The sequence below is a fragment of the Streptomyces sp. MA5143a genome (assembly GCF_900290235.1).
Classification (GTDB): domain Bacteria; phylum Actinomycetota; class Actinomycetes; order Streptomycetales; family Streptomycetaceae; genus Streptomyces.
In genome coordinates, this window is the sequence record NZ_OLMK01000121.1 from 14022 (window position 1) to 39003 (window position 24982).

Genomic DNA, 24982 nt, shown 5'->3' on the forward strand with positions numbered 1-24982 from the left:
TGCCTGGTGTCGGTCAGGGGTACGTCCGGGGAGGTCGATGCGCCCGCACGGTCGGGGGGCGGGTACCGCGCCGGTGGCGGGCCGCTCGGTCCGCGCGCGGCCGGCGGATAGCGTGGATCCGTGAACTCCACTGCCCCGTACGCCTCGACGGCCGAGCCCCGGATGCGCCACTCGGTCCGCGCACTGATCCTCGACGAGCGGGAGCGGCTGCTGCTGTGCCGCTTCGCCCTCACGGACCGGACCGGACGGCCGTTCGTCCTGTGGGCGGCGCCCGGCGGTGGCATCGCCCCCGGGGAGACACCGTCGCAGGCCCTCGAGCGCGAACTGGTGGAGGAGGTCGGTCTGGTACTCACCGACGAGGCACCGCACGTCTGGCACCAGGAGATCGTCGACCCGGCGATCGCGCCGGGCCACGACGGCGTCGTCAACGACTACCACCTGGTGCGTACCACCGCGTTCACCCCGGCGGGCGCGCTGGGCGAGGCCGCGCTCGCCCGGGAGAACGTGCACGGCACGCGGTGGTGGAGTCTCGACGAGATCACCGGCCACGACGGCCCCGACCTGTTCTCGCCCCGCGACCTCGGCACGCCGCTGGCCCGGTTGCTCGCCGACGGGGTCCCGGACCGGCCGGTCCCACTGGGCCTGTGAGCCGTCGGCCGCGCGCCGCCGCCGGCTGACGGCGTACGAAGGCACCCGCGCCGCCCTCACGCCGCGGGCACCTCGGCGCGCAGGTGCGCGCCGAGCTGGTCGACCGCGCGGCGCACGTCCTGGAACACGTACCGGAAACGGAACGTGGGCAGGGCGGTCAGCGCGCCGCGGGTCCGTCGCAGGGTTCCCGGCTCCGGCTCGTGGCCGAAGATGTTGAGGTGCTTGTTCGGCGTGTCCAGGACGTGCCGGTCGAGCCGGGTCCGCCGCTCCCGCGGGTCGACAGCGGACAGCCCGGCCTCCTCGGGGGCGTCCGCCAGACTCAGATGCACCAGCGCGTCCACCCGGGCCGAGTGCCCGAGCTTCGTCTCCAGCAGATCGGCGTACTCCCAGGGGTAGATGAGGGCGGTGCCGTGCCGTTCCACGCCGGAGGCGCGCAGGCTCGGCAGGGTCGCGTTCGCCGGGTGCGTCAGCCCGTCCAGGGCGGCCCGCGCACCCTCGGGTCCGAGCAGCAGGTCCAGGGTGTCCAGGCGCACCGACACCGACCGCGGCCAGCCCACGCCGAGCACGCCGTGCCCGGAGTCGTCCGCCGACAGGCTCACGTCGTCGTTGCACACCATGACGCCCTGACCGGCGAGGACGGCCGCCATCACGAAGGAGGTCTTGCCCGCGCGGCTGCCGCCGACCAGGGCCACACCCAGACCGTTCAGCTCGACCAGACCGGCGTGCAGGAACAGCATGCCGCCGCGGGCCGCCGCGGAACGGTGGACCGCACGGGTGGCCCGCAACAGGGACTGGCACGCCCAGGCCGGGCCCTCGGGAGCCAGATGGAACACCTGCCGTTCGGCGTGGTCGACGGCGTACTCGACGGTGGGCTCGCCGAGCGCGGTGACCCGTTCGGGCACGGCACCGGGGCTGGGCGGCATCCCCTCGCCGATCCGCCAGTCACCCGGTCCCGCGGTGCCCGGCTCCACCGTCAGATAGGGGCGGGCGAGCCGGTCGATCTCCGCCGCGACGGACGGTCCGCACATCAGGCCGGTGGTCGCGAAGCGTGAGCGGACCACGTACGGGCGCGGCGCTTCGGTCGGTCGCATGCCGGGCTCACCTCCAGGTCAGGGTGGGGCCCGTGCCACGGGCCGGTGCGCACCGCGTCTCGCGGCGGCCCGCGACCCCTGGGTGGGGCGGCCGCGAGGCCGCGCGCAGGGACCGCTCGACCGATCATGGCAATGCGGCGGGCAGGGTGTCCGGGGCGATTCCGCTGGGCGGAACACCGCCGGGCCGAGGCCCCGGTGTCACCCGCGTCCCCGGCCCGCCCCCCGGGGCGGCACCCCGCCGCCGGACTCGGCGGCCGGGCCCACGAAGGGGCCGCGGGTGTCCCAGCCGAGTTCCGCGCCGCCCCGGAAGAACCGGCCGTTGGCCTCGGCGGCGGGCCGGTCCAGCAGCCGGACGAGGTCCTCGGCGACGGGGCCGGGATCGAGCGGCGCGTCCCCGGTGCCCATGTCGGTGCGGATCCAGCCAGGGCAGTACGCGAACGCCGCGAGGTCGCCGTGGCCCGCCTCGAAGTGGCGGGCCACGGACAGGACCAGCGCGTTGAGGGCCAGCTTCGACGAGCGGTAGGCGAACGACGCCCCGTCGGCGTCCTGGAGGCGCCCCATGCCCGAGGACACGCACACCACCCGCCCCGATCCGCGGGCCAGCATGGGCGGGGCGTACCGCTGGACCACACGGGCGGCACCGAACAGGTTCACCTCGAAGGTGTCGCGCAGGTCCGGCTCCGACAGCGCGAACAGGTCGCCGTACCCGCGGCGCGGATCGTCCACGTAGATCCCGGAGTTGTGCACCAGGACGTCGATCTCCTCGCCGGCGAACAGGTCCGGCGGCAGCGGGTCGCGAAGGTCGGTCGCCCGGTAGTCGTCCAGATGTCCGTGGGCCGGCGCGGGGGCCAGGCCCACGCCCAGCACACGGTGGCCGGAGGTCTTCAGGGCACGGCACAGATGCGCTCCCAGGCCGCGGGAAACGCCGGTCACCAAGGCAGTCGGCATGGCCGTGAGGGTAACCCCCGCAGGTGCGGCGCGGCGTCAACACCTGTTGTGGGTAGGGTGGTTGGACCGATCTTGACGCGTGGAGAGGGAGGCGCCCCATGGGGGGACACCGGCTGTTGGTCACCGGGCCGAGCGGAGCGGGCAGCACCACCTTGGGACGTGCCCTCGCCACCCGCTGGGCGGTGCCGCACGCCGACGTGGACGACTACCTGTGGCTGCCGAGCGACCCGCCCTACACGGACAAACGGCCCGTCGAGGAGCGGCTGGCACTGATGCGGGCGCTGTTCGTGCCACGGGAGGCGTGGGTGCTCTCCGGGACCCTGCGCGGCTGGGGCGACCCCGTCATCGCCGAGGCGGACGCGGTGGTGTTCCTCACCATCGACCCCGACACCCGCATGGACAGACTCATGGCCCGCGAGCGGGTGCGCTACGGGGACACCATCGAGCGGGGTGGCAGCCACGAGGCCGCGCACCACGACTTCATGCGGTGGGCCGCGGGGTACGAGAGCGGCGACACCCCCGGCCGGCAGGCGAAGGACGAGCGCTGGCTGGCCACCCTGGACTGCCCGGTGCTGCGCCAGGACAGCTCCCGGCCCCTGGAGGAGCTCGTCGCCGACGTCACCGGCTGGCTGGACGCCCAGCCCGCCGCCGGCCCCCGTACGGCATGAGCGCGGCAGCGGCGCCGGACGCCGTGCGAGCCGCCGCGCGCGTCGCCGCAGGGGCCGCCGAGAGCCTGACGGGACGCGGCCTGAACGCCTCGTACCGGCTCGTCGAGGCGGGCGTGCCGTACGCCGTGAAGGTGCACTGCGCGGAGCGTTCCGGCGCCGTGGAGGCCGCCCGGATCCGCCGCGTCGACGCCCTGCTGCGCGGCACGCCCTGGTACCCGCCGCTGCTGGACCTGGCCACGGTGCGCAGGGACGGCCGGGACCACCTGGTCGTGGTGCGGCCCTACGCGCCCGGCGTCGCCTCGGACGACGCGCGCGCCCAGGTGCCCGACGTGATGGAGGTGCTGGCGGAGCTGACCGAGGGCGCGCGGGACACGGCCGTCGACGACGCCCTGGTCGGCGACTACGCCACGCCCTGGCTGGCGGACGCCGAGCGGGAACGGGCCCGGGTGGCACCCCTCCTGACGGGCCCGTGGACGGAACTGGGGCGCGCCGTCGACGCACGGCTGCCCTCGACGCTGGCGGGCGCCGCGCGGCTGACCCGGGCGGGCGCCGTGGTGGTGCTCCACGGGGACCTGCACGGCCGGAACCTGATCACGGACGGAGCGGGCCGCTTCACCGTGATCGACTGGGACGAGACCGGTTTCTCCCGGCGGCCCGCCGACGCGGCCAAGGCGCTGTGGCTGTCGTGCCGGCAGGGCCGCGGCGACTTCGTGCTGGACCCGGCGGCGTTACGGGACTTCCTGCGGGCGCTGCGCGGCCGGGTCGGCGTGCCGTACGGGCAGGCCGCGGACGTGGCCCGGCTCGGCGCGGTGTGGTTCCTGCCGCGGCGCGAGCACATCGACCTGCTGACGCGCCGCGGTGCCGAGCTCGGCCCCTGGTACCTCGGCTGGATCGGACGGTTCTGGGCCCGCTACGCGGAGAACGCCGCCCTGGTGGCGGCGACGGCGGCGGAGCTGGACGCGGCGGTGCGCGGGGGCCGGTGAGGACGGCCGCCCGCGCACCACTGCCTGAGGTCACCTGCGCACGGCGGCCCGGAAGTCGTCGGCGAGCCGGGACACGTCCGAGGCACCGGTCAGGGTGCAGCGCACTACCGGCAGCTTGCCGAGGTCGGTGAGGAACACGTCGAGGGACGGGGGCTCCGCGCGGTCGCGGACGGGCACGCCGAGCCAGTCCTCGCCGTACAGGTTGTCGTCGAGGGAGAAGCAGTTGCGGCGGACCACCTCGGCCGTGTGGTCGGGGTCGGCCGTCGCGAAGGCGTAGTCGGCCGTGAGGTCGACCGTCGGGAGGACCACCCCGGCGAGTTCAGCGCGCGGCACCACCGGTACGCCGAGGTGCCGGTGGACCTCCCGCGAGCTGAGTTTGAGCTTGTCCTCCCCGTGCAGCCGGTCCCAGTCCGAACCCGGCGGCGGGAAGCCGGCGCGGACGGGCCAGGACGCGAAGTCGGTGATCCCCATGACGTCGAGCGAGCCCTTGTTGATCGCCAGCGGCAGCGGGCAGGCGGTGACCTCGTACTCCTCGGCGCGCCGGTCGAGGTGCATCCGGTCGTTGCCCATCCACCCGGCGTCGGGCAGCAGCCGGGCGAGCGCGACCGCTGTGGTGGACTTGCCCGCGCCGGAGTCGCCGATCACGAGGTAGGCGCCGCCCGCGTGGACGAACGCGGAGGAGTGCAGGACGAGGGAGCCCTCTGCCTTGGCGACGCGGGTGGCGACGTCCCGGACGATCCGGGTGAGCCACCGGTCGCCGAGTCCCGTCGGCGGCCTCACCAGGGTGAGGCGGTCCTCGGTGCGGACGAGGACGGCGTCCTCGTCGATGTTGGCGTCCCGCAGGGTGAACACGGTCCAGGTGGAGCCGTCGTGGCGGGGCTGGCGGTGACCACGGGTCAGTTCGAAGTCGCCGGCGGTGCCGGACGCGGCGGCGTCGTCCAGGAGCGCCGCGATCGCCGCGGGCTCGCGGACCAGGTCGACGACGGTCAGGTCGGGCGCCGGCGCGTCCTCCGCCGGGGTGACGCCCAGCATGCCCGGCGGCCAGAAGGTCTCCGAGACCAGGGCGTCGGAGCCCCCGGAGGCGGTGATCAGCCGCAGGGTGTGGCCGCGCACCCGCAGATGGCGGGCGACGGCTCCGGCGGGCAGTGCGGTGGTGGCGTCGATGACGCGCATGGGCGCTCCTCGCGGGACGGTACGGGCAGGGGGTGGGAGGGGAGGGCGGTCACTCCATCGGCAGCAGACGGGGCTTGCCCTGCCGGAAGACCGTCCACCGGCGGAAGCCGATGTCGCGCAGCACGCGCACCACGTCGGCGTACTGGTCGCAGATCCGCTCGGGCACGTGCGCGTCGGAGGCGAAGGTGACGGGGACGCCGAAGTGGTGGGCGCGCTCCAGCACGTCGGTCTCCGGGTACCAGCCGCCGTGCTGTTTGGTGTTGCCGGAGGTGTTGACCTCCAGGACGGCCCCGGAGTCGCGGATCGCCCGCAGCATCTCGTCGGCGGCGGCGGGCGCGGGCACGGCGCCCAGACGCGGGTGGTTGCCCTTGAGGGCGTCCACGTGGCCCATCACATGGAACAGGCCGGTGCGCGCGCAGTCGGCGACGGTGCGGAAGAACCGGGCCTTGACGGCGGGCAGTTCGTCGTCGTCCAGTCCGTCCCAGCGGCTGGTGTCGAAGATGTCCTTGCCCTCGAACATGTGCACGGAGCCGATGATGTAGTCGAAGGGGTGGCGGGCCAGTTCCCGCGCGTACGGCTCGGTCGCCCCGGCCAGGTAGTCGGCCTCGGTGGACACCAGGACCTCGATACGGCCCGCGAACTCCTCCTTGAGGGCGAGGGCCTCCGCCACGTACGCCGGGAACTCCGACTTGGGCATCGCCACCCGCGGCAGCGCGTGGTCCTCGGCGGCGGCGAACATCGGGGTGTGGTCGGACAGGCCCAGGACGTCGACGCCCATCTCCAGGGCCGTGGTGACGTAGTCCCGCAGCGAGCCGGTGGCGTGTCCGCAGCGCTCGTGCTGGGTGTGCAGGTCGATCACCGTCACACCGCCAGGTATCCGCCGTCGACGGGCAGATCGGCGCCCGTGACGAAGCTGGCCTCGCCGGAGAGGAGGAACACGATGGGGGCGGCCACCTCGGCGGGGTCGGCGAACCGGCCCAGGAGGAACTTGCCGCCGTGCTCGGGGGCGGCCTCGGCGGTGGCCCGGTCCAGACCGAGGGCCTCCTTGTGGTACCGCTCGTTGTTGGCGTTCCACACGGTCCCGGGACTCACCGAGTTGACACGGACCCCGCGGGGCGCGAGGTCCTGTGCCACGCACCGGGTGAAGCCGAGGACGGCGGACTTGCCGGTGTTGTACGTGAGGTAGCCGCTCTGCGCGATGTGCGCGGAGATCGACGCCATGTTGACGATCGCCGCGTCCGCGTCCCGCTCCGGCAGGCGCGACACGAACTCCCGTGTCGCCAGGGACAGGCCGATGATGGTGGGGTCCAGGGCGGCGTGCCAGTCCGACGCGGTCGCCTCGATGCCCTTGAACACGAAGCCGGCCGCGAGGTTCACCAGGAGCGTCGGCGTGGGCCAGTCGGCGGGCAGGCCCGAGAACGCGGCCGCGAGGGCGTCCGCGTCGGTGACGTCGCCCACCGCCAGCGCCACGGCATGGCCCTGCCCGCGCCAGCGGGCCACCGCGGACTCGCCGTGCTCGGCGCTCTTGTCGTAGACGAGGACCCGGCAGCCCTCGGCGCACAGCCGTTCCACCACGGCGGCGCCGATGCCCTGGGCGCCGCCGGTCACGACGGCGGTGCGTCCGGTCAGCCCCCTGGTGCCGCGCGGTGTGGTCTCCCGTGAGGCGGTGGTGGTCATGACCTCTCCTTTCGTCCGGCCGTGGCCTGTCGGGCGGTCCAGTGCCGTACGCGCTCCACGACCGCGCCCCGGGTGAGGTTCTCGGTGGCGCCGTGCGGCGAGAACGTCCCGTCGAAACCGACGACGGGGTCCGTCCCCGTGCCGGGGTCCGCGTCGCCGGGCAGGTCCGGGCCGGCGGGCAGGTCCGCGTCGGCGGCGAGGGCGGCGAGGGCCGCCCGCGGCACCCCGGCGGCGGTGAGGGTCCGTCCGAAGGCGGTGTCCCCGGGGCCGCGCCCGTCCGGCGCGGCGAAGTACCGCCACACCTGCAACATGGCCTCCAGGTGCCCGGCCGACAGGTGCACCGCGTTGCGACCCTCGGACAGCGCGACGTCGTGCCGCCGGGCCAGCGCGCCGAGCGAGCCGCGCAGGGACGCGGGGTCGGCGGAGCCCGGATGCAGCGCGCCGAGCAGCCCGCCGCGCAGGTCGGCGATCTCACGGGAGCTGTGGCACTCCAGCAGACCCACCAGGGCTCCCGGCACGCGGTAGCTCTCGGTGAGGGCGGGCAGGAAGCCGTTCAGCACGGCGACGAGCCGCCCGCCCAACTCGACCAGCGAGGCGTACGAGCCCGAGCCCAGTTTGTGGATCCCCGCGGCCCGGCACCGCTCCTCCAGGGCCTCGGGGCTCAGGCCTGCGTCGCGGGTCATCGCCTCGTACGCGCCGAACGCGGCATCGTCGTCCGCGCCGGGCAGCAGGGTGAGCAGCGCCCGGCGGGCGGCGGTGGTGAGGGCCGCGGTGCCGTCGGCGGCCACGCGGTGCAGCCGGGGGTAGTGCAGCAGCAGGTGCCCGCGACGGACGAAGTCCGCGGCGGGCAGGACCGCGGCCCGCAGCACCAGGACGCCGTCGGCGGTGAGGACGTCGACGGCGGTGGCGAGTGCCTCGTCGGCGAGGTCGGGGGTCATCACCTCGGGCTTGACCAGGACAGCGAAGTGGCTGCCCGTCTCCGGGGGGCCGACGGACGCGGGTCCGGTGTCCCGCCGCTCCCCGGTCTGCCGCGCGGCGGCGGCCAGGGCACGGGCCCGCGCGACGGTCACCACAGGGTGATGCCCTGCTCGATGAGTTCCGCCGTGAGGGCGCCGGACCCGGCGACGGCGGCCTCGACGAGGACGCGCACCTTCTCCTCGTCGGCGTCGGGCGCGGTGACGACGACCTCGTCGGGCCGCTCCAGCGGAGCTTCCTTGGAGGTGAAGATGTGCACCTGTGCGGGACCGCCGCACTGCTCGTGCACCTGACGGGCGAGCCGCATCGCCATCACGTTGTAGATCTTGCCGGTGTGGTCCAGCGGATTCTTGCCCGCGGGTGCCTCGATGCTCATGGGCCGCATCGGGGTGATCAGGCCGTTGACGCGGTTGCCGCGGCCGACGACCCCGACGTCACCGGTGTCGGCGACGGAGCCGAGCGCGGTGAGGTAGGGACGGCCGTTGCGGTCCGTGGCGTTCATCAGCATGGTGAAGTCGTCCAGGCCCAGGGAGCGGGTGTACTCCTCCAGCTCCTTCTGGATCACGGCCTTGCGTGCCCAGTAGTGGTCCAGGGACTCGATGCCCGCGGCGAGGAAGGGCATGTTGACCACGAGGCTGAAGGTGTCGCCGCGGCGGCTGCCGAACACCTTGACGTCCCAGCCCGAGTCGGGATGGCGCTTCTTGAAGTCGGAGCCGTTGATCAGGTTCTCCAGCCCCATGACCGCCGTCTCGAGCCGGGACAGCGGCGCGTAGCCGTGCAGCAGATTGGTGTCGTTGGACACCAGACCGGGGGCGTACAGCGGTACCAGGTCGTCCGGGGTCGCCGGCTGGTAGCGGGAGACGCCGCGGCCGGAGCCCTGGTGGTCCACGACGCCCAGTTCCAGCACGAGGTGCCGGTCGGGGTCGAATCCGGTGGTGACCTCCGCGAGGACGTCCGCGGCGGCCTGGAACATCAGCTCCCGCACGGGGATCTCGGTGGATCCGACGCGGAAGGCGCCCTTGCCGAAGACCTTGACCCGGTACGGCTGGGTGAGTTCGCCCCGCCCGTAGTCGATGTCGGCGCCGCCGCCGTACAGGGTGACCTTGTCGAACCAGTGGTGGGCGACGCCGCCGAACTGGTCGAGGCAGTACCGCGCGTAGGTGCGGGACATGCGTTCGGCGATGGCGTCGCACATGGTGTCGGGGTGGCCCACCCCCTTGCGTTCGACCAGTTCGTAGGGCAGGTCCTCGACTGACTGATGGTGCCGTTCGATCGACAGCATGGTCCGTCCTTCTGGTGGCGGGGCGGGCGGGGGCGGGGTGCGGGTCAGGAGGCGAAGTCGAGGAAGGCGGCGCGCGCCTGCGACTCGGGGAGGCCGTTCGGCGGGCTCTTGAACAGCATCGGGGCGGGCCCGTGCACGGCCCCGGAGAGATTGCGGTCGGCGGCGGTCTTCGCGGCGCGGACGGCGTTGGCGATGACACCGGCGGCGTTGGGGCTGTCCTCGACGGTGAGTTTGACGTCGATCTGCACCTCCGAGCCGAGGACGGACGTGGCCCGCACATTGGCGAAGCACAGCTTCGTGTCGGCGAGGTGCCCGATGAAGCCGGTGGGTCCGGCCACGCCGCTGACGTCGGTCATGCCGGCGGCCCGCAGCGCGTTGGCCTTGGAGGTGAACTTGGTGGCGGAGCGGGTGGCGTCGGCCAGGTTCAGGAAGTCGGTGTTGCCGCCGACGTTGAGCTGGTAGGTGCTGTCCAGTTCCAGACCGCGGCCGAGGAGCAGCTCGATGAGCGCGGTGTGCAGCGTGGTGGCACCGACGTGGCTGCGCAGGTCGTCGCCCAGCAGGGGCACGCCCGCGTCGGCGAAGCGGGCGCTGAGCCCCGTGTCACGCGCGACCACTTCCGGCGTGCAGTTGACCACGGCCGCTCCCGCGGTGAGGGCGGCCTCGGCGAACATGCGCACGGCCTGCGCGGCGCCGGTGGGCAGGGTGATCACCAGGACGTCCACGTCATGCTCGACCAGGGCCTTCGCGACACTTTCGGAGGTGGCGTCGCGCGCCGCCCCGGCCGGTGTGATCACCTCGCCCAGCGGCCCCGCGAGCCCGTCGAGCAGCGGCGCCGCGAGGACGGGCGCGTCGCGGTCGGCGCCCAGGTCGGTGAAGCGGGTCGCGGAGACGGTGGGCGCCTCGAAGGCGGCGGCCAGGGGACGGCCGACCTTGTCGGCGTCGACGTCGAACGCCGCCACCACCCGCACGTCGGCGAGCCGGTATCCGCCGACGGTCCGGCACATCAGTCCCGGCAGCGACACCTCGGGGTCAGCCTGCGCCTGGGCGACGAACTGGCTGAAGCTCCACGCGCAGTTGCCGGTACCGGCGAGCGCGACACGGATGGCCTTCATCTGGAGGGTTCCTTTCTGGCGAAGACCGGCCACCGGCCGGCCGGGACGCTCGCGCCGCACGCCCGCCGTGACGGGCCGCGCGGACGCGGACGGGACCCGGCGCCGGAGCCGGGCAGAGGGGTGGTTCAGGCGCGCCAGGGCCGGGGAGTGCGGCGGGCGGCGGTCTGGTGGGTCGAGGCCCAGCGGCGGATGGAGCGGAACAGTGTCCCGGTGGTGTCCTCGACCTGGTCGGTGACCGCGAAGGGCTCGGTCACCGAGAGATAGCCCTGGTAGGCGCGGAAGGCGGTGACGCGCAGCAACTGGGTGCGGTCCAGGTACTCCTCCGCGAAGGGCAGGTAGAAGCGGTTCCACTGCTCGGGCGTGACGTAGGGCAGCCCCTCCAGGAGCGGCAGACCGTGCTCGGCCCGCCAGTCGTTGAGCGCCTCACGGACGGTGTCGAACGCCTCGGTGACCCGCTGTGCCCGGTCGCCGCGCCCCAGGACGGACAGCCGCACCCCGTCCGGGGGCCCGCCCGCCACCAAGCGGGTGACGTGCGCGGCGACATCGTCGGTGCTGACGATGTCCAACAGCGCCTTGTCCTCGGCGACCAGGGCGGGCACGGCGCCGCTGCACAGGGCGGCGGGCAGCCAGAAGAACCCGCTGTAGCGGTCCAGGCCGCCGTCGGCGCGGGCGCCCATGGCGATCGGGAACCGCACGATGTCCGCCCGGTCCCGCTCGGCGTGCAGTAGGCGTTCTGCGGCGGCCTTGGACCACTCGTAGGAGTTGCGGTAGGCGTCCGGCGAGGCGGCGGTGACGTCTCCCTCCAGGCCGGTCGCGAAGGAGGACGACAGATGGACGAGGTGGGTGCCGGCGTCGGTGAGGGCGAGCACGGCGCGCAGTGTGTCGACGTTGGCCCGTGCCGCCTCGTCGCCCGGCAGGTTCCAGCGGGTGTCGGCGGCGCAGTGCACGACGGCCCGCCACGGTCGGCGCAGCGCGTCGGGCGGCTCCTCCTGTCCGACCTGCCAGGCGTGCTGCCCGGGCCCGGGGCCGCCCTTGCGGCTGACGCCGTGGACGGTGTGTCCGGCGGCCTCCAGGGCGCGCCGGACGGCGCTGCCGACGGCTCCGGTGGAGCCGGTGACGAGGACGGGGGCGCCCGCGCTCACGGCGTGGCCGTGATGCGGCGCTCGATGGCGCGCAGCATGTGCTCGGAGTTCTCCCGAAGAGCCTTGCTGGCGACGGGGTTGAGCATGTCGGCCAGGAGCGGGATGCCGATCTCGAAGGTGACCGAGAAGGTCACCAGCGAGGTGCCGTCGCCGGTGTCGTCGACGCGCCAGTAGCCGGTGAACTCGTCGAGGTCCCCGGAGGTCTGGGAGAAGGACATCACCCGGGCCTCCTCGTCCAGTTCGTCCTCCTCCACCCACTCCAGGACGGAGCCCTTCAGCAGCACCGACCAGGCGCTGGTGCGCACGCCGTCGGCGTCCTCGCCGAGGACGGTGACGGACTCGACGTTCTCCATGTAGGCGGCGTAGTCCTCCAGCCTGGTGACGGCCCGCCAGGCGTCGGCGACCGGGGCCTCGATGGGCAGTTGGACCTCGACATGGGGCATTCCGTGCGTCTCCTTCGAAGAGTGCGGGACCGGCGACGGGTGGCGGTGGGTCAGCCCGCCGGGTCGAAGGTGATGTCCCGGCCGGTGCAGTGGGCACCCACCGCCTCGTCGCACGTGAGCAGGGAGGGCGGGTGGTGGTGGACGGCGAGGGAGTCCAGCAGGAGGTCCGCGGCGGGGTGGCCCCTGCCGTACAGGCGGCCGCCGAGCACGGGGGTGAGCGCGGCGAGGACGCGGTCCCGGGTCTCGCTGAGCGAGGCGCGCAGACCCACCGCGCAGGCCAGGGCGGCGTGCCCGCTCACGGCCCCGTCGGTGAAGTCGGCGGCGAGTTGGCGGCAGGCGCCACCGAGCGCGAGCAGTTCGCGGGTGGCGCGGCCGAGGAGCGCGGTGCGCGGTCCGTAGGTGCCCGCGCAGGTCATCTGCCGGGCCGCCTGGTCCAGGAGCGCGCTGAGCACTCCGTGGTACGTGGCGGTCAGCAGCACCGTGAACCACACCATGCCGGAGACGACGGTGTCGTCGATGACGTCGGCGGGGCCGCGGTGGAAGACGAGCCGGTCGTCGACGTCCACGTCGCGCAGTACGAGCCGGGCGGTGTCGGAGCCGGTCATGCCGAGCGAGGGCCATTCGCCCTCCACGGTCAGGCCCGGCGAGGTGCGCGGCACCAGCGCGAGGATCGTCTCGTCGGTGCCGGTGACACGGGCCGTGAGGCAGACGAGGGTGGCGGTGGTGGCGAGCGAGCAGGGGTACTTCACGCCGGTCACCCGGTATCCCTTGCCGAGCGGTACCGCCTCGGAACGGCTGCTCATGAAGTTGGGGCTGCCGCCCGGCTCGGCGAACGCGGAGGCCACCAGGGCGCCGGCCTCGGCGATGCCTTCCAGCAGCATCCAGCTGGTGTCGCGGTGGCGCTGCCAGTAGTCGGCCATCAGTCCGACGGTGAAGGCGTGCATGTTGAGCGCGACGGCCGCCGACGGATCGCTCTGACCGAGGGCGCGCTGGGCGGCGGCCACCTCGGCGAGCCCGGCCCCCGCCCCGCCGAACTCGCTGGGGATCGGCAGGGCGGCGTAGCCCTCGGCGGCGAGGGCCCGGATGCGTTCGGGGCCGTCGGCGCCTTCGCGGGGCGGACCGGGGTGCAGCGGGGTGCGCCAGCCCGCGTCGAGCAGCGCGCGGTGCGCGGGAGGGGTGTCGGCCGGGGGCACGCTCATGCGACGGCTCCGTGGGCTGCGGGCCGGAGTGGGGCGAGGAGGTACACGGGGGCTCCTTCCGCGTGGGCGCGGGGAGGTGGGGGGCGCCGGGGTCGCGGCGCGGACGCGGCCGCTTCGAGCGGCGCCATCGGACACGTTAGGAGCGCGGTCCGTGGAATTCAGCGGGTGTTTCTTTGTGCGGAACGCCGTTTCGTGAGGGCGGGACGGGTGGTGTGTTCAGCACCTGAGGAGGGCGTACAGCGGCCGCGGGTCGGGGGCCGCCGGGTCGACGCGGACGGTGTCCCAGCCGAGGGCCGCGGCGGGCGCGAGGTCCAGTTCAGGTGAGTCCCCGACCATGACGCGCCGGGCGAAGGCGCCGTCCCCGATGTCATGGAAGACACGCGGGTCGGGTTTCTTCGGGCCGCCGTCGGCGGTGAACACGCCCCGGTCCCACACCTCGGGGGCACGCAGGCGCTCCAGGAGCCGCCGCATGAGCGGGGACGGCAGATAGCAGTTGGACAGCAGCCGAACGGTGTGCCCGGCGTCCGCGACGCGCCGCAGGGCCTCGGCCACCGGCTCGCACAACCGGTACTGCCCGGGGTCCTCGCAGCCGAGGGCCCGCCACAGTGCCCGTTCCTGCGCCGCGGCCTCGCGGGGGACGCCGTGTTCACGCAGGGCGGCGTCGAGCAGATCCATGGTGGCCGGCTGGGGCGCGGACCGGTCGGACATGGCGGCGTAGAGCGTGCCGAAGACCGACCGCACGACGGCGCCCGCCTCGCTCGGGTCGAGATCCAGGGTCCGGACCAGGGTCGCGGTCCACACGTCGGGGCCGGGCAGCGGTGCGGAGGTGACGAGGGTGTCGAAGCAGTCGAATACCACGACGGCGGCCATGGGTGCCTCTCTGACGGGCTGGGGCGGAGCCGGGACGCACGGGCGGGCGCGCCCCGTCGAGTGGGCTGGGGCGGCCCCCGGGTCCACGACGGGCTGTCAGGACCAGGAGAGCTTGCGCTGGTCGGCGCGGAAGAAGACCAGGGTGATCGCGGTGAGTCCGACGGCGAAGGCGCACAGCGCCGCGGCGGGCACCAGGACGTCCGCGACGCCGCCGCCGTCGAGGATGACGGTGGTGAAGCCCCGCATCGCCCAGTAGCTGGGGACACCGGGCGCCAGCGGCCTGGTCCAGTCGGGCAGCGTGGCGTGCGGGGCGAGGGCGCCGCCGAGACCGGCGAAGAACAGGGCGAGCAGGTTGGCGAGGACGCTCAGCTGGGCGATGGTGCGGCACACCGCGGTCAGCGCCATGCCGACCATCACCACGCACAGCGACAACGGCACGGCCACCACCAGCAGGGCCGCCCAGGAACCGCGCACCCGCAGGTCGAACAGCAGCACGCCCGCACCGAAGACGGCCGCCAGCTGGAGGAGGGCGACCAGCAGGGGCATCACGACGCGGCCCGCGACGAGTTCGCCGGAACGGGCGCCCGCGGCGCGCAGCCGGTCCCAGGTGTTCCAGCCGTGTTCGCGGAAGACGGCGAAGCCGACGATGTTGACCAGGAAGAACAGGAACATCACCGCCATGCCGGGCACGCCCTGCTCGGCTCCGTTGGCGTCGCTCTCGCCGTCGGCGCGCAGCGCCGCCCGGAACAGGGGCTGCATGAAGACCATGATGAGCAGCGGCATGACCGTCCGTACGATCAACGGCGCGGGGTCGCGCAGCAGCAGCCGGCAGTCCTGCCGCACGAGGGCGACGACGCGGCCGAGGGATCCGTCACGCATGGGGCACCGTCTCCGCGGTCCGGGGGCCGTCCGCGGGCGGACCGTCCGAGGTGTCCTGTGCCCGGGTCGAGGACGGTCCCGCCGGGCTGTCGTCCCGCGCCGTGTACCGGCGTCCGGTCAGGTGGAGGAAGACGCTCTCCAGGCTGGGCCGGACCACGTTCAGGTTGGTGAGCCGGGACGTGTCGTCGCCGAGGGCGGCGAGGATCTCGGGCAGGGCGAGGTGCGGTTGGTCGGCTCGCACACGCAGCGTGTCGCCGTCGGCAGTGACCGGCCACGGCAGCCTCGCCTCGGGCGGGGCACCGTTGAAGGTCAGCTCCACCCAGCCGCCGCCGTGGCTGCGCACCAGGTCCTGCAAGGACCCCTTGGCGATCAGCCGCGCGTGGTCGAGGACGGCGACGTCGGCGTCCAGTGCCTCCACCTCGGCGAGGTAGTGGGTGGAGTAGCAGACCGCCGTGCCGGTGGCCACCAGGTCCCGGACGAAGTCGATGAGCCGGGTGCGGGTCTCGACGTCGACTCCCGCGGTGGGTTCGTCGAGCAGCAGCAGCCGCGGGCGGTGCAGCAGGGCGACCGCGGTGTGCACACGCCGCTGCTCGCCGCCGGAGAGCCGGGCGACCTGCCGGTCGAGCAGGGCGGTCAGGCCGAGCGGCTCGGCGACGTCGTCGGTGCGACGGTGCACGTCACGTCCGCGCAGCCCCGCCAACTCGGCGAAAAAACGTAAATTTTGACGCACCGTCAGCGGTGGGTACACGCCGAGGTCCTGAGGGGCGAGACCGAGACGGTGCCGGGCGCGTGCCACCGGTTGCCCGCACACCCGGACCTGGCCCGTGTCCGGTCGCAGCAGCCCGGCGGTCAGCGACATCAGCGTCGACTTGCCGGCCCCGTTGTGGCCGAGCAGGCCCACGATCTCGCCCTCCGCGATGTCGAGGCTCACGTCGTGCAGGGCGACGGTGTCGCCGTACCGCTTGCCGACGCCGCGCAGCGACAGGACCGGGGGGCCGGCCGGGTCCGGCGCGCGGTCAGTCGGCACGGCGCTTCCAGGCGTCCGGGAGGAGGTCGGGCAGGGACGCGCGGCGCAGCAGGGGCTCCCAGGTGCGGGCCAGCTTGAAGCCCTTCATCATGCCGCTGCCGGAGCGGACGTCGGGCAGCGGCTCGGTGTACCCCAGCCGCGCCTCGGTGGCTGCGATGTGGGCGCGCAGGCGCTCCAGCCATGCCTCGGAATCCTCGTCGGTGACGTCGCCGCCCTCGGCCGCGAGCCGCAGTCCGTCCCGGACCTCGTCGGCCGGTACGCCGGCGAACGGGTCGAAGGCGACCTCGTCGCGCCCGTAGGTCAGTTCACCCTCGGTGCGCAGCCCCCGCACGGACAGGGACAGCTGTACGAGCTCGTAGGCCATGAGGACGGCCGTCTCCCGCTGTCCGGCGGCGACGGCGCCCTCCACGTCCTCCAGGCGGGCCCGGCAGCCGAGCAGCAGCCGGGCGGCGCCATGGGCGCGGAAGGCGAGCAGGCGCCGCAGGTCGGTCGGGGCGTCGCCGTCGAGCGGCTGCGTCCGGCTCACGCGGGCACCTCCGGGTCGGGGTGGGCCAGGGCACACCACAGCAGGTTGTGAACGAACAGCCGCAGCAGGTCCTCCGGGGGCCCGGTGCCGGCGGGGCCGGACCAGACGACGGCGTCGCCGTCGCCCGGCGGCAGGCCGACTCCGGGGGTCTCGACGGTGCGCAGCTGCCAGCGGTCCACCACGGTCCGGTCGTCCAGCGGGGTCGCCGTGACACCCGTGGCCCAGCGCAGCACCGCGTGCAGTCCCTCGGGGGCGCCCACGAGACGTTCGACGGCCGCCAGCGAGCGGGGCACGTCGATGTCGGGGGCAAGAGCGGCACGCAGGACGGCGAGTCCGTCGGTGTCGCCGAGGACCTTGAGTTTCTCGCCGGCCCATTTGGCCGCGAAGTAGATCTCGCCGGCCGCGGCGGCGCGCGCGTTGAGGGCGGCGGTGACCGCCTCGCGGGTACGGACGGCGGCGGCATGGGGCCTGTGCGGCAGCAGCCAGCGGGCCGCGAGGGCCAGACGGTGCGCCTCCACGGTCCACCACTGCTCGATCGCCCCGGCCAGCCAGGCGGCACGCAGCGACGTGTGCCACTCGTCCCACGGCGGTTCGGCGGTGAGGGGGAGGCCCAGCGCGAGGCGGCCGACGGTGTTCAGGGCCCGGCGCCGGTGGTTCCAGGCGTCCTCGGTGACGCTGTCGAACCGCGGCCACGGGTGCGTGGCGAGCGCCGCGGTGGTGTCCCGGACGGAGCTGGCCCGGCGGATGTTGACGTCGATGAGGGAGCCGTGCTCGTGGGACTGGATCGGGAAGCGGGTGAGCCGGTCGTTCTCGACGAGGACCAGCAGATCGAGGTCGCTGCGGTGGTTGCCGAACCCGGCGAGCACCGACCCGGCGGCGACGGCCAGCAGCGGTGCGCCCACCCCCTGGTCGGCCTCACCGCTCACCGCCTCTCGGGTCAGGCCGCGTTGCTCCAGGAACGTGTCCAGGCGCCGGGCGAGGGTGCCGACGTCCGGGAACGCGGTGGCGCCGGCTGACGTGGTTGGCATGCGGTCGAGCACCTTTCCGCTGACGGACGGGGGGCGGGCCTGATGACGGTCCGTGGGCGGCTCCCGACGGACTCCGTCCGGCCCCGCCGCGGGCAGTGGCCGAAGGAGCGGCGGCGGGCCGGGGCCGGAGTCGGGGCGGCCATGGCACGGCATCCTGCCAACGCCCCGCCGGGTGGACGAGTGGGTGTTCCGGCAGCCGGAACACGGCTTTCCCTCGCGACCGGCGACGGGCTACAACTGCCCCGGGGCGGTGTGCCGAACGCCCTCGCCGCCGCCGGATCCCACATCCGCCGCGGGCCTCCCCGGCCTGGCGTTCGGATCGCCCCGGGCCGCGGGTCGCGGCGCCTCACGGCCGGGTGTGATCCACCGAAGCGTCACCGACGACAGGGCCCGGCGCGTCGCGGACGCAAGGGACGACAGACGCGGGACGACAGACGCGGGACTACAGACGCGGGACGACAGAGCGGTCGACACAGACGAGAGGACGGGCCTCCATGACAGCGGTCACGGGCCAGGAACCGGCACGCGGCGCGCTCGCCGCCGTCCGCGCCCATCTGTCGCCACAGCTGGCCCTGCTCTACGGCATGAACGGCACGGGCGCCGTGGAGGCCGACGGCGCGGGCGCGCGACTGCGCCTCTCCGACGGCCGCCGTCTGCTGGACTTCGGCAGCTACGCGGTGACGCTGCTGGGACAGCGTCATCCGGACGTGGTGCGCGCGGTGCGCCGGGAGTTGGAGGCGATGCCGGTCTCCACCCGGGTCCTCGGCAACCCGACCACGGCCCGCTTCGCGCGGGCGGTCGTGGACTGGGCGGAGCCCGACCGTCTGACGAAGGTGTGGTTCGGCCTCAACGGCTCCGACGCGGTGGAGGCCGCGCTGAAGCTGGCCCGCCTGGCGACGGGACGCACCCGTGTCCTCGCGGTCGAAGGGGGCTACCACGGCAAGTCCCTCGGCGCCCTCGCGGCTACCTGGAACCCCCGCTACCGGCGCTCGTTGGAGCCGCTCCTGACCGGGGTGACCCATGTGGCGCCGGACGTCTTAGCGATCCCGCAGGCGTTCGCGGGCCCCGAGGTCGCGGCCGTCCTGGTCGAGCCGGTGCAGGGCGAGGGCGGGGTGCGTCCCCTGGACCCGGACTTCCTGCGTGCGCTGCGGGACGCCGCGCACGCGCACGGCGCGTTCGTCGTCGCCGACGAGATCCAGACGGGCCTGCGCCGCTGCGGGCCGAGGCTGGCCGGCGCGGACAGCGGTCTGCGCCCGGACGCGGTGCTCCTCGGCAAGGCCCTCGGCGGCGGGGTGCAGCCCGTGTCGGCGGTGGTGGCCACACCCGAGCTGTACCGGCCGCTCACCGAGGACCCGTTCACGCACACCACGACGTTCTCCGGGCACCCCCTGGGCGCTGCCGCGGGCATCGCCGCGCTGGCCGCCGTGGAGGAACTGGCACCACGCGGCGACCGCCTGGCCGCGTTGCTGGCCGCGGGGCTGGAGGGTCTGGCGCGACGGCACCCGTCGCTCGTCACCGAGGTGCGCGGTCGGGGACTGCTGTGGGGGGTGGAGTTCAGCTCCGCCCCGGTGGCCGGACACGTCCTGATGGAACTGGGCCGTGCCGGCCTGGTGGTCTCCCCGTGCCTGGGCCGCCCGGAGGTGCTGCGCCTGCTGCCGCCGCTCGTCGCCACGGACGAGGACGCCGACGAGGCGCTGTCCGTGCTGGAAGCGGTGTGCGCCGCGGTGCCGGACGAGTTCCGTGCCCGCGCACCGTCGTGAGCCCGACGTCATCACCGTCCCGCGCGGAGGCCGCCCCGGCACACCGCTGTCCCGCCAACGTCCCCGCTCCCGTCGCCCCTCTCCGAGGAGGAATCCCCGTGCCCGTCACCGGATCCCCGGCGCCCCGCGCCCGTGTCGCCCTGCCCGCCGGGGAGGAACGGTGAGCGGTGTACCGGGCCGGGGGGCGCATTCCGCGGAGGTCCCCGAGCAGCGCGAGACGCAGTACGCCTACCACCGTGAGCTGTTCCCGGCCCTGCACGACTGGGAGCGCACCGAGCGGTCGATCGTGGAGTTCACCGGCGAGACGGGTCCGAGCGGACTGCTCGGACTCGACCAGATGGGTCATTTCGGCCCGCAGGGCTGCGACTTGGTGGCCGACGCCGTGCGGGACCGGACCGTGCGGGCCGCGTGGTCCGCGCCCGTGGCGGTGTGCGAGCTGGGCAGCGGGTTCGGCGGCGCGCTGCGCTACACCGTGGACCGGCTCGCGTCGGTCGGCGTACCGGTGCGGCGCGCCTTCGGCGTGGAGCTGGTCGCCGAACACGTCGCGGTCAGCCGCCGCATCAGTGAACGGCACGGCTTCGCCCGGGTCACCGAGGTGTGCGCGTCGGCGACCGAGGTTCCCCTGCCGGGTGGCTCACTCGACGTGGTGGTGGTGACGGGGTCCATGCCGCACTTCCCGGACCCCGGGGCGGTCCTTCGGGAGGCGGCGCGACTGTTGCGGCCGGGCGGAGCGCTGGTGCTCACCGAGGAGGTCAGCCTCACCCCCGCGTCCGCTCCTCCGTCGCCGGAGTTCCGCCGCACACACCCGGAGGGGGTCTTCTTCACGACGCCGCTCCCGGACCGGCTGCGGCAGCTCGCGGAGGCCGGGTTCGCGGACGTGGCACGGCGGGATCTGACGCCGTGGGCGGTGGAGCTGCTCGCGGAACGGCTCAAAGTGGTGCGGCTGTTCCGGGGCAGCGTCGCCGGCATCTACGGGGAGGCCGCGACCGACCTGATCCGGGAGACGCTGCTTGCCGCGCGGGCCGAGTACCGGGCGGGGCGGTTGCTGCCGAGTCTGATCACCGCTGTTCGGGCGGCGGCCGGGGGCCAGGTCTGATCACCGCTGTCCGGACACGCGGGACACCCGCTGCCGGGTGCCCCGAGTGCGGGGCACCCGGCAGCGCGTCAGGACCAGCGAGCCAGCTCGGGGGTGCGCTGGAGGGCGCGGGAGGCAGCGGCGGCGGCTGCCTGGAGGTGAGAGGCGGCCTGGGTCTCACGCAGCCGGCCGGCGGGGGAGGAGACGGCGAGGGCGCCGATCACCGTGTCCGGTGACAGCAGGAGGGGAGCCGCGAGAGCGACCGTCTCCGCCCTTCGCAGAACGACGAGGTCCTTCCGGCGCTCGCGGGTCGGTTCCTCGCCGCCGAAGGTGCCGAGGACCGCGTCGTTCCCTTCTGTATGGTTCGACGGCGTGTTGTGGAATCTGAGTATCTCTCCGGCGGCGTTGGTGGAGATGGAGACCTGTTCTCCGAATTCTCTTTCGCTGTCGTGGGAGAAGTAAACAGAATCGACCAGTCCCGCGCTGCCGTCGAGAGCGTCGGACATGAACACGTACGCGCCGCCGCGGGTGAGGCGGTGCAGCCGCTCGACGAACGGTCGTGTCACCCCCCGCAGTTCCATCTGCCTCGGTACACGGGCGCCCAGTACGAAGAGGGAGACGCCCAACCGTAACCCGTTCTCACCGCGTTCCAGCATGCGCTCCTTCAGTAATTCGGCGACGATGCGATGGGCCGTTGCCTTGGGCATGTCGGCACGTCGTGCGAGTTCGGAGAGGGGGAGCTCCCGTTCGTGCGGGCGAAAGCAGCGCAGGATGCTCAGGCCGCGGGCGAGCATGGAGCGAGAACTGTTCTGGTCGGACAACGAAGCCTTCTTCCGGGACGTGGGGAGAGGGGTGCGACACCCTGTGAACCTCTCGGGGCGACGCCCCGAGAGGCCGCTCGGACGGCCGCCGGAAGCCGGTCCTTCTTCCCTCCTGGTCCTGGTCGACCGTCGCTCGGGACGACACGCACCAGTACCCCCGCATCACCAGAATGGTCAGTTCCGGACGACTCGTCGTGAACCCTGCGGGAAGCTCTCCCGAAGGAACGATGTACTCGGAATTCACTTTACCAGCGCGGAATTCGAGCAGAATGTGCAACGGAGCGAGAACGAGCCAAAGCGAAGAAGGTGGCGGGAGGTTGTTTGAGTGCGACCATGCCCTTCTCACCAACAGGCGGACGATGGTCGCCCGGCCTTGACCGAAAGCCAAAGAGCGCATGCGAAAGGGAATCGGCCACTTCCGGGGAGGGGTCGCCGGGCGTGTTCCCCCGATTATGTGCACCAACGTTCCCTCAGGAGTGCCTGATGTCTGCCCGCAAGGCCCTTGCCGAAAATACCCGGGGCTGTCGGTGCGACGGGTTCACTCCGTGCCGCCCGCACCGAGGGAGCCCGAACGGCGAACGGTGCCGCCGGGGGCGCCGGATGGGCCGGGCTCGCCTCACCAGCCCGTCAGCAGGAGGTGGTTGAGGAGCAGTGCCAGGGTCGCCTGGGCGGTCAGCCAGGCGCGGGGGCGGTCGAGGAAGGCGCCCGCCGCGAGCAGCCACATCGCGAACGGCAGCCAGATCCGCTCCGTCTCCGCCTTGCTCATCCCGGACAGGTCCGCGACGAGCAGCATGAGCAGGGCCGAGCACACCAGCAGCCCCAGACGGCGCTCGACGGCGGGCAAGGCGCCCCATCGCGCGAGGACGGCGCCCGTGCGGCGCAGACCCGCCACTGTCGCCGGGCCCACGACGAGGACCGTACAGGCGAGATTGGCCCACACCCAGTAGCCGTACGGGCGGAAGCCGCCCGCGCCCTGGTGGTAGCGCTCCACCAGCAGGCGGTACGCCTCCCACCAGTCGAAGCCCACCACGGTGAACGCCGCCGGGACGACGCAGAGTCCCCCGATCACGTACGGGAGGACCGCCCGCCGCCGGGAGCCGAGGAACAGGACGGCCGCCACCATCACGGCGAAGAGCGTGAGGCCGTACGACAGGTAGACCGTGAGACCGAGCAGGAGCCCGGCGGCGAAGGCGGTCGTCCGCGGCCGGTGCCCGGTCACCGCGAGGGCCAGGAACGCCACGGCCCAGGCGGCGACCGCCGCGAAGTACCCGTCCGCCGACGTCCCGGCCCACACCGCCGCCGGGGACAGGACCAGGAACGGGGCGGCGCGCCGCGCCAGGGCCTCACTGGTGAGCGTCCGTACGGTGACGAGAACCGCGGCCGTGGTGGCCGCCCCCACCGTGATGACGAGGACGCCCGCCCAGGCACCGCCGCCCAGGCCGATCCGGTCGAGGAGGACGAAGGTGAGCGTGGCCCCCGGCGGGTGGCCCGCGACGTGCGGGGGCCAGTGGTCGGGTGAGCCGAGCAGGATGTGCCGGGTGAAGTCCCGCAGGGTGCGGGGGATGTCGTCGAAGCGGTCGATGACCTGGAGGTACTCGTACCGGGTCGTCAGCCGACGGGCGATTCCACGGTGCCAGCCGTCGACGAGGGCGAGGGAGAACGTCCACGCCGTGGCGGTGGCCCACGCGGTCCACAGCAGGGGCCGCCAGGGCAGCCGGGCGGCCAGGGCCGGGCCGTACGCCACGACGGCGACGGCCACGGCCGGCGCCGCCGGCGTGCCGGGGCCGACGTGGGGCAGCCAGTTGGCGTACAGGGGCGGCCACCCCACGTGCAGGACGTCCTTGGCGCGCTTGACGGCGACGCCGACCAGCGCGGCCGTCACGACGAGCAGCGCGGCGGCGGCGACGGCGTACAGGTCGCGGCGGAGATCGCGGTTCACGCTCCGAGACGTTAGGCCGGACAGCGGCCGGTGCCCGCCCGACGGGCGCGGACGTCAGCGTTTCGTCATGAGTCGCGCACCCCCGCACCGGGTCCCCCGGGCCTAGCGTCGGGGGCATGGAACGGTCCCCTTCCTCGCCCGCCTTCTGGCGCAGTCCCCTGCGCGGTCCCTGGTTCACCTCCCTCCTCGGCGTGGTCCTCCTCGCCGGGATCACCGTGCTGTTCGTGACGGGACTGCTGTCGTACGCCGCGTACAACCCGGATCTGTCGCCGGTCAACGACAAGACCCCGGACAAGGGCGTCCTCGGCTTCTATCTGTTCCCCTGGCCGACGGACCCACCCTGGCTCTACCGACTCACCCAGGGCGTCCACGTCACCCTCGGGATCGCGCTCGTCCCCGTGCTGCTGGCCAAGCTGTGGTCTGTGGTGCCGAGGCTGTTCCAACTGCCCCCGGCGCGGTCCGTGGCCCACGCCCTGGAGCGGCTCTCCCTGCTCCTGCTCGTCGGCGGTGTGCTGTTCGAGTTCGTGACCGGTGTGCTCAACATCCAGCTCGCCTACGTCTTTCCCGGCTCCTTCTACCCCCTGCACTTCTACGGGGCCTGGGTGTTCTTCGCGGCGTTCGCCGTCCACGTGGTGCTGAGGGCGCCGACAGCCCTACGCAACCTGCGCCGGATGCGCACCGGTGACGAGGAAGGGGCCGCGCCTCCGGTGTCGGCCGAGGAACCCTCGCTGGTGTCCCCGAGTCCGGACGAGCCCACCGTGTCACGGCGCGGTGCCGTGTGGCTGGTCGGGGGCGGATCCCTGCTGCTGCTCGGGACGACCGCGGGCCAGAACTTCGACGGCCCGGTACGACGCACGGCCCTCCTCGCCCCGCACGGTGGCGCCGACCCGGGCAGCGGACCGAACGGCTTCCAGATCAACAAGACGGCCGCGGCGAGAGGGATCAGCGCGGCGGAGACGAGCGAGGAGGCATGGCGCCTGGTCGTCACCGGACCTTCCGGCACCGTCCGGCTGAGCCGCGCCGAACTGGCGGAACTGCCCCTGCACAGCGCGGCACTGCCCATCGCCTGCGTCGAGGGCTGGTCCACCTCCGACCAGTGGTGGCGGGGCGTACGGCTGCGGGACCTCGCCGCACTCGTCGGACACGAACCCGAGACCGCCCCCGACGTCCTGGTGGAGTCCCTCCAGCGGCACGGCGCCTTCCGCCGCGCCGCCCTGCGCGCCAACCAGGTCCGCGACCCCCGCTCCCTGCTCGCCCTGGACGTGAACGGCGAGCGGCTGTCCCCGGACCACGGCCACCCGGCGCGGATCATCGTGCCCGCCGCGCCCGGAGTCCTCAACACCAAGTGGGTGGCACGGATGACGTTCGGAGAGCTGTGATGACCACGTACCGGCTGCCGCTCGGCAGCCCCCTGCAACTGCTGCTCCTGGCCTGCTCGTTCGCGCTCGCCGGGTACGCCGGGGTGCGGCTGCTCGCGGACGACTGGCTCGGCGTCGCGCTGTGGTTCGTGGGAGCCGCGGTGGTGCACGACCTCGTCCTGCTGCCGCTGTACGCGGCGGCGGACCGCGCGCTCGTCCGGGCGGCGGACAGGGCCGGGTCCCGCGCGGGGGCGGCGGCCACGCCGCCCCAGGGAGGGCGGGCGCGCGTCATGTACGTGCGGGTGCCCGCCGCCCTGTCCGGGCTGCTCCTGCTGGTGTGGTTCCCGCTGATCAGCGG

At 73.8% G+C, this 24982-nt stretch carries 24 protein-coding genes; 6 read left to right on the forward strand and 18 right to left on the reverse strand.

All coding sequences use genetic code 11. The annotated features are described in order from the left end of the window. Positions 1-120 precede the first annotated feature (120 nt). The gene (locus SMA5143A_RS38415; protein ID WP_258193986.1) at positions 121-648 is read left to right on the forward strand and encodes an NUDIX domain-containing protein; all 528 of its coding nucleotides are present in this window, start codon (positions 121-123) and stop codon (positions 646-648) included. A gap of 56 nt (positions 649-704) precedes the next feature. On the opposite strand, the gene SMA5143A_RS38420 is transcribed toward SMA5143A_RS38415, so the two are convergent. Then, on the reverse strand, positions 705-1739 hold the full coding sequence (locus SMA5143A_RS38420) for a hypothetical protein (protein ID WP_107467427.1): 1035 nt from the start codon (positions 1737-1739) through the stop codon (positions 705-707). A gap of 198 nt (positions 1740-1937) precedes the next feature. Beyond that, complete coding sequence (locus tag SMA5143A_RS38425; protein ID WP_107467428.1) at positions 1938-2687, reverse strand: SDR family NAD(P)-dependent oxidoreductase; 750 nt, start codon at positions 2685-2687, stop codon at positions 1938-1940. A 98-nt stretch (positions 2688-2785) separates the two neighbouring features. Between SMA5143A_RS38425 and SMA5143A_RS38430 the strand changes: the two genes are divergently transcribed. Together SMA5143A_RS38430 and SMA5143A_RS38435 are read left to right on the forward strand one after the other, a co-directional pair. Continuing rightward, on the forward strand, positions 2786-3355 hold the full coding sequence (locus tag SMA5143A_RS38430) for an AAA family ATPase (RefSeq protein WP_107467429.1): 570 nt from the start codon (positions 2786-2788) through the stop codon (positions 3353-3355). Then, the gene (locus tag SMA5143A_RS38435; protein ID WP_107467430.1) at positions 3352-4338 is read left to right on the forward strand and encodes a phosphotransferase; all 987 of its coding nucleotides are present in this window, start codon (positions 3352-3354) and stop codon (positions 4336-4338) included. Before SMA5143A_RS38430 ends, SMA5143A_RS38435 begins: the two co-directional genes overlap by 4 nt. A gap of 30 nt (positions 4339-4368) precedes the next feature. Here SMA5143A_RS38435 and SMA5143A_RS38440 read toward each other — a convergent pair whose 3' ends face one another. The 14 genes from SMA5143A_RS38440 to SMA5143A_RS38505 all read right to left on the reverse strand — a co-directional run bounded on the left by SMA5143A_RS38440 (position 4369) and on the right by SMA5143A_RS38505 (position 17671). Then, positions 4369-5511: a hypothetical protein gene (locus tag SMA5143A_RS38440; RefSeq protein WP_107467431.1), complete on the reverse strand. Its 1143-nt coding sequence runs from the start codon at positions 5509-5511 to the stop codon at positions 4369-4371. Positions 5512-5560: 49 nt separating this feature from the next. Next, positions 5561-6376, reverse strand: a complete 816-nt coding sequence (locus SMA5143A_RS38445; RefSeq protein ID WP_219923642.1) for a histidinol-phosphatase — start codon at positions 6374-6376, stop codon at positions 5561-5563. Beyond that, positions 6373-7188: an SDR family NAD(P)-dependent oxidoreductase gene (locus SMA5143A_RS38450; RefSeq protein ID WP_107467432.1), complete on the reverse strand. Its 816-nt coding sequence runs from the start codon at positions 7186-7188 to the stop codon at positions 6373-6375. Before SMA5143A_RS38450 ends, SMA5143A_RS38445 begins: the two co-directional genes overlap by 4 nt. Further along, positions 7185-8258 (reverse strand): hypothetical protein, encoded by a 1074-nt coding sequence (locus SMA5143A_RS38455; RefSeq protein ID WP_146194023.1) that lies wholly within the window; start codon positions 8256-8258, stop codon positions 7185-7187. The genes SMA5143A_RS38450 and SMA5143A_RS38455 overlap by 4 nt, the downstream gene beginning before the upstream one ends. Next, positions 8255-9445 (reverse strand): methionine adenosyltransferase, encoded by a 1191-nt coding sequence (locus SMA5143A_RS38460; protein ID WP_107467434.1) that lies wholly within the window; start codon positions 9443-9445, stop codon positions 8255-8257. The genes SMA5143A_RS38455 and SMA5143A_RS38460 overlap by 4 nt, the downstream gene beginning before the upstream one ends. 44 nt (positions 9446-9489) lie before the next feature. Next, a complete protein-coding gene (locus SMA5143A_RS38465; protein ID WP_107467435.1) occupies positions 9490-10557 on the reverse strand; it encodes a myo-inositol-1-phosphate synthase in 1068 nt (355 codons plus the stop codon). A gap of 125 nt (positions 10558-10682) precedes the next feature. Next, complete coding sequence (locus SMA5143A_RS38470; protein WP_107467436.1) at positions 10683-11699, reverse strand: NAD-dependent epimerase/dehydratase family protein; 1017 nt, start codon at positions 11697-11699, stop codon at positions 10683-10685. Next, entirely contained in the window at positions 11696-12142 is a 447-nt protein-coding gene (locus SMA5143A_RS38475; RefSeq protein WP_055523516.1) for a type II toxin-antitoxin system RatA family toxin, read from the reverse strand. Before SMA5143A_RS38475 ends, SMA5143A_RS38470 begins: the two co-directional genes overlap by 4 nt. Before the next feature lie 50 nt (positions 12143-12192). Beyond that, positions 12193-13341 carry an acyl-CoA dehydrogenase family protein gene (locus SMA5143A_RS38480; protein WP_107467437.1) on the reverse strand — a complete coding sequence of 383 codons (1149 nt, stop codon included), beginning with the start codon at positions 13339-13341 and terminating at the stop codon, positions 12193-12195. 216 nt (positions 13342-13557) lie between these two features. Beyond that, positions 13558-14211 carry an HAD family hydrolase gene (locus tag SMA5143A_RS38485; RefSeq protein WP_107467438.1) on the reverse strand — a complete coding sequence of 218 codons (654 nt, stop codon included), beginning with the start codon at positions 14209-14211 and terminating at the stop codon, positions 13558-13560. Between the two features lie 96 nt (positions 14212-14307). Further along, on the reverse strand, positions 14308-15090 hold the full coding sequence (locus SMA5143A_RS38490; protein WP_107467439.1) for an ABC transporter permease: 783 nt from the start codon (positions 15088-15090) through the stop codon (positions 14308-14310). Further along, positions 15083-16117 carry an ABC transporter ATP-binding protein gene (locus tag SMA5143A_RS38495; RefSeq protein ID WP_107467440.1) on the reverse strand — a complete coding sequence of 345 codons (1035 nt, stop codon included), beginning with the start codon at positions 16115-16117 and terminating at the stop codon, positions 15083-15085. Before SMA5143A_RS38495 ends, SMA5143A_RS38490 begins: the two co-directional genes overlap by 8 nt. After that, on the reverse strand, positions 16107-16643 hold the full coding sequence (locus tag SMA5143A_RS38500; protein ID WP_258193987.1) for a hypothetical protein: 537 nt from the start codon (positions 16641-16643) through the stop codon (positions 16107-16109). The genes SMA5143A_RS38495 and SMA5143A_RS38500 overlap by 11 nt, the downstream gene beginning before the upstream one ends. Continuing rightward, positions 16640-17671, reverse strand: a complete 1032-nt coding sequence (locus SMA5143A_RS38505; protein ID WP_107467483.1) for a hypothetical protein — start codon at positions 17669-17671, stop codon at positions 16640-16642. The genes SMA5143A_RS38500 and SMA5143A_RS38505 overlap by 4 nt, the downstream gene beginning before the upstream one ends. 494 nt (positions 17672-18165) lie before the next feature. On the opposite strand from SMA5143A_RS38505, the gene SMA5143A_RS38510 reads away from it, so the two are divergent. Next, positions 18166-19431 (forward strand): aspartate aminotransferase family protein, encoded by a 1266-nt coding sequence (locus tag SMA5143A_RS38510; protein WP_107467441.1) that lies wholly within the window; start codon positions 18166-18168, stop codon positions 19429-19431. A 160-nt stretch (positions 19432-19591) separates the two neighbouring features. After that, complete coding sequence (locus SMA5143A_RS38515; protein WP_107467442.1) at positions 19592-20527, forward strand: class I SAM-dependent methyltransferase; 936 nt, start codon at positions 19592-19594, stop codon at positions 20525-20527. Between the two features lie 68 nt (positions 20528-20595). Here SMA5143A_RS38515 and SMA5143A_RS38520 read toward each other — a convergent pair whose 3' ends face one another. Beyond that, complete coding sequence (locus SMA5143A_RS38520; RefSeq protein WP_107467443.1) at positions 20596-21300, reverse strand: helix-turn-helix domain-containing protein; 705 nt, start codon at positions 21298-21300, stop codon at positions 20596-20598. A 643-nt stretch (positions 21301-21943) separates the two neighbouring features. Continuing rightward, positions 21944-23266 carry a hypothetical protein gene (locus SMA5143A_RS38525; protein WP_107467444.1) on the reverse strand — a complete coding sequence of 441 codons (1323 nt, stop codon included), beginning with the start codon at positions 23264-23266 and terminating at the stop codon, positions 21944-21946. 116 nt (positions 23267-23382) lie between these two features. On the opposite strand from SMA5143A_RS38525, the gene SMA5143A_RS38530 reads away from it, so the two are divergent. Beyond that, positions 23383-24645, forward strand: coding sequence for a molybdopterin-dependent oxidoreductase (locus tag SMA5143A_RS38530; protein WP_107467445.1), 1263 nt, complete (start codon positions 23383-23385; stop codon positions 24643-24645). Positions 24646-24982 lie beyond the last annotated feature (337 nt).

Bases quoted from the DNA above. Each gene is read 5' to 3' on its own strand.
- SMA5143A_RS38420 (WP_107467427.1), bottom strand. From the start codon at position 1,739: ATGCGACCGACCGAAGCGCCGCGCCCGTACGTGGTCCGCTCACGCTTC.
- SMA5143A_RS38425 (WP_107467428.1), bottom strand. From the start codon at position 2,687: ATGCCGACTGCCTTGGTGACCGGCGTTTCCCGCGGCCTGGGAGCGCAT.
- SMA5143A_RS38430 (WP_107467429.1), top strand. From the start codon at position 2,786: ATGGGGGGACACCGGCTGTTGGTCACCGGGCCGAGCGGAGCGGGCAGC.
- SMA5143A_RS38435 (WP_107467430.1), top strand. From the start codon at position 3,352: ATGAGCGCGGCAGCGGCGCCGGACGCCGTGCGAGCCGCCGCGCGCGTC.
- SMA5143A_RS38440 (WP_107467431.1), bottom strand. From the start codon at position 5,511: ATGCGCGTCATCGACGCCACCACCGCACTGCCCGCCGGAGCCGTCGCC.
- SMA5143A_RS38450 (WP_107467432.1), bottom strand. From the start codon at position 7,188: ATGACCACCACCGCCTCACGGGAGACCACACCGCGCGGCACCAGGGGG.
- SMA5143A_RS38460 (WP_107467434.1), bottom strand. From the start codon at position 9,445: ATGCTGTCGATCGAACGGCACCATCAGTCAGTCGAGGACCTGCCCTAC.
- SMA5143A_RS38465 (WP_107467435.1), bottom strand. From the start codon at position 10,557: ATGAAGGCCATCCGTGTCGCGCTCGCCGGTACCGGCAACTGCGCGTGG.
- SMA5143A_RS38475 (WP_055523516.1), bottom strand. From the start codon at position 12,142: ATGCCCCATGTCGAGGTCCAACTGCCCATCGAGGCCCCGGTCGCCGAC.
- SMA5143A_RS38480 (WP_107467437.1), bottom strand. From the start codon at position 13,341: ATGAGCGTGCCCCCGGCCGACACCCCTCCCGCGCACCGCGCGCTGCTC.
- SMA5143A_RS38485 (WP_107467438.1), bottom strand. From the start codon at position 14,211: ATGGCCGCCGTCGTGGTATTCGACTGCTTCGACACCCTCGTCACCTCC.
- SMA5143A_RS38490 (WP_107467439.1), bottom strand. From the start codon at position 15,090: ATGCGTGACGGATCCCTCGGCCGCGTCGTCGCCCTCGTGCGGCAGGAC.
- SMA5143A_RS38505 (WP_107467483.1), bottom strand. From the start codon at position 17,671: ATGCCAACCACGTCAGCCGGCGCCACCGCGTTCCCGGACGTCGGCACC.
- SMA5143A_RS38510 (WP_107467441.1), top strand. From the start codon at position 18,166: ATGACAGCGGTCACGGGCCAGGAACCGGCACGCGGCGCGCTCGCCGCC.
- SMA5143A_RS38520 (WP_107467443.1), bottom strand. From the start codon at position 21,300: ATGCTCGCCCGCGGCCTGAGCATCCTGCGCTGCTTTCGCCCGCACGAA.
- SMA5143A_RS38530 (WP_107467445.1), top strand. From the start codon at position 23,383: ATGGAACGGTCCCCTTCCTCGCCCGCCTTCTGGCGCAGTCCCCTGCGC.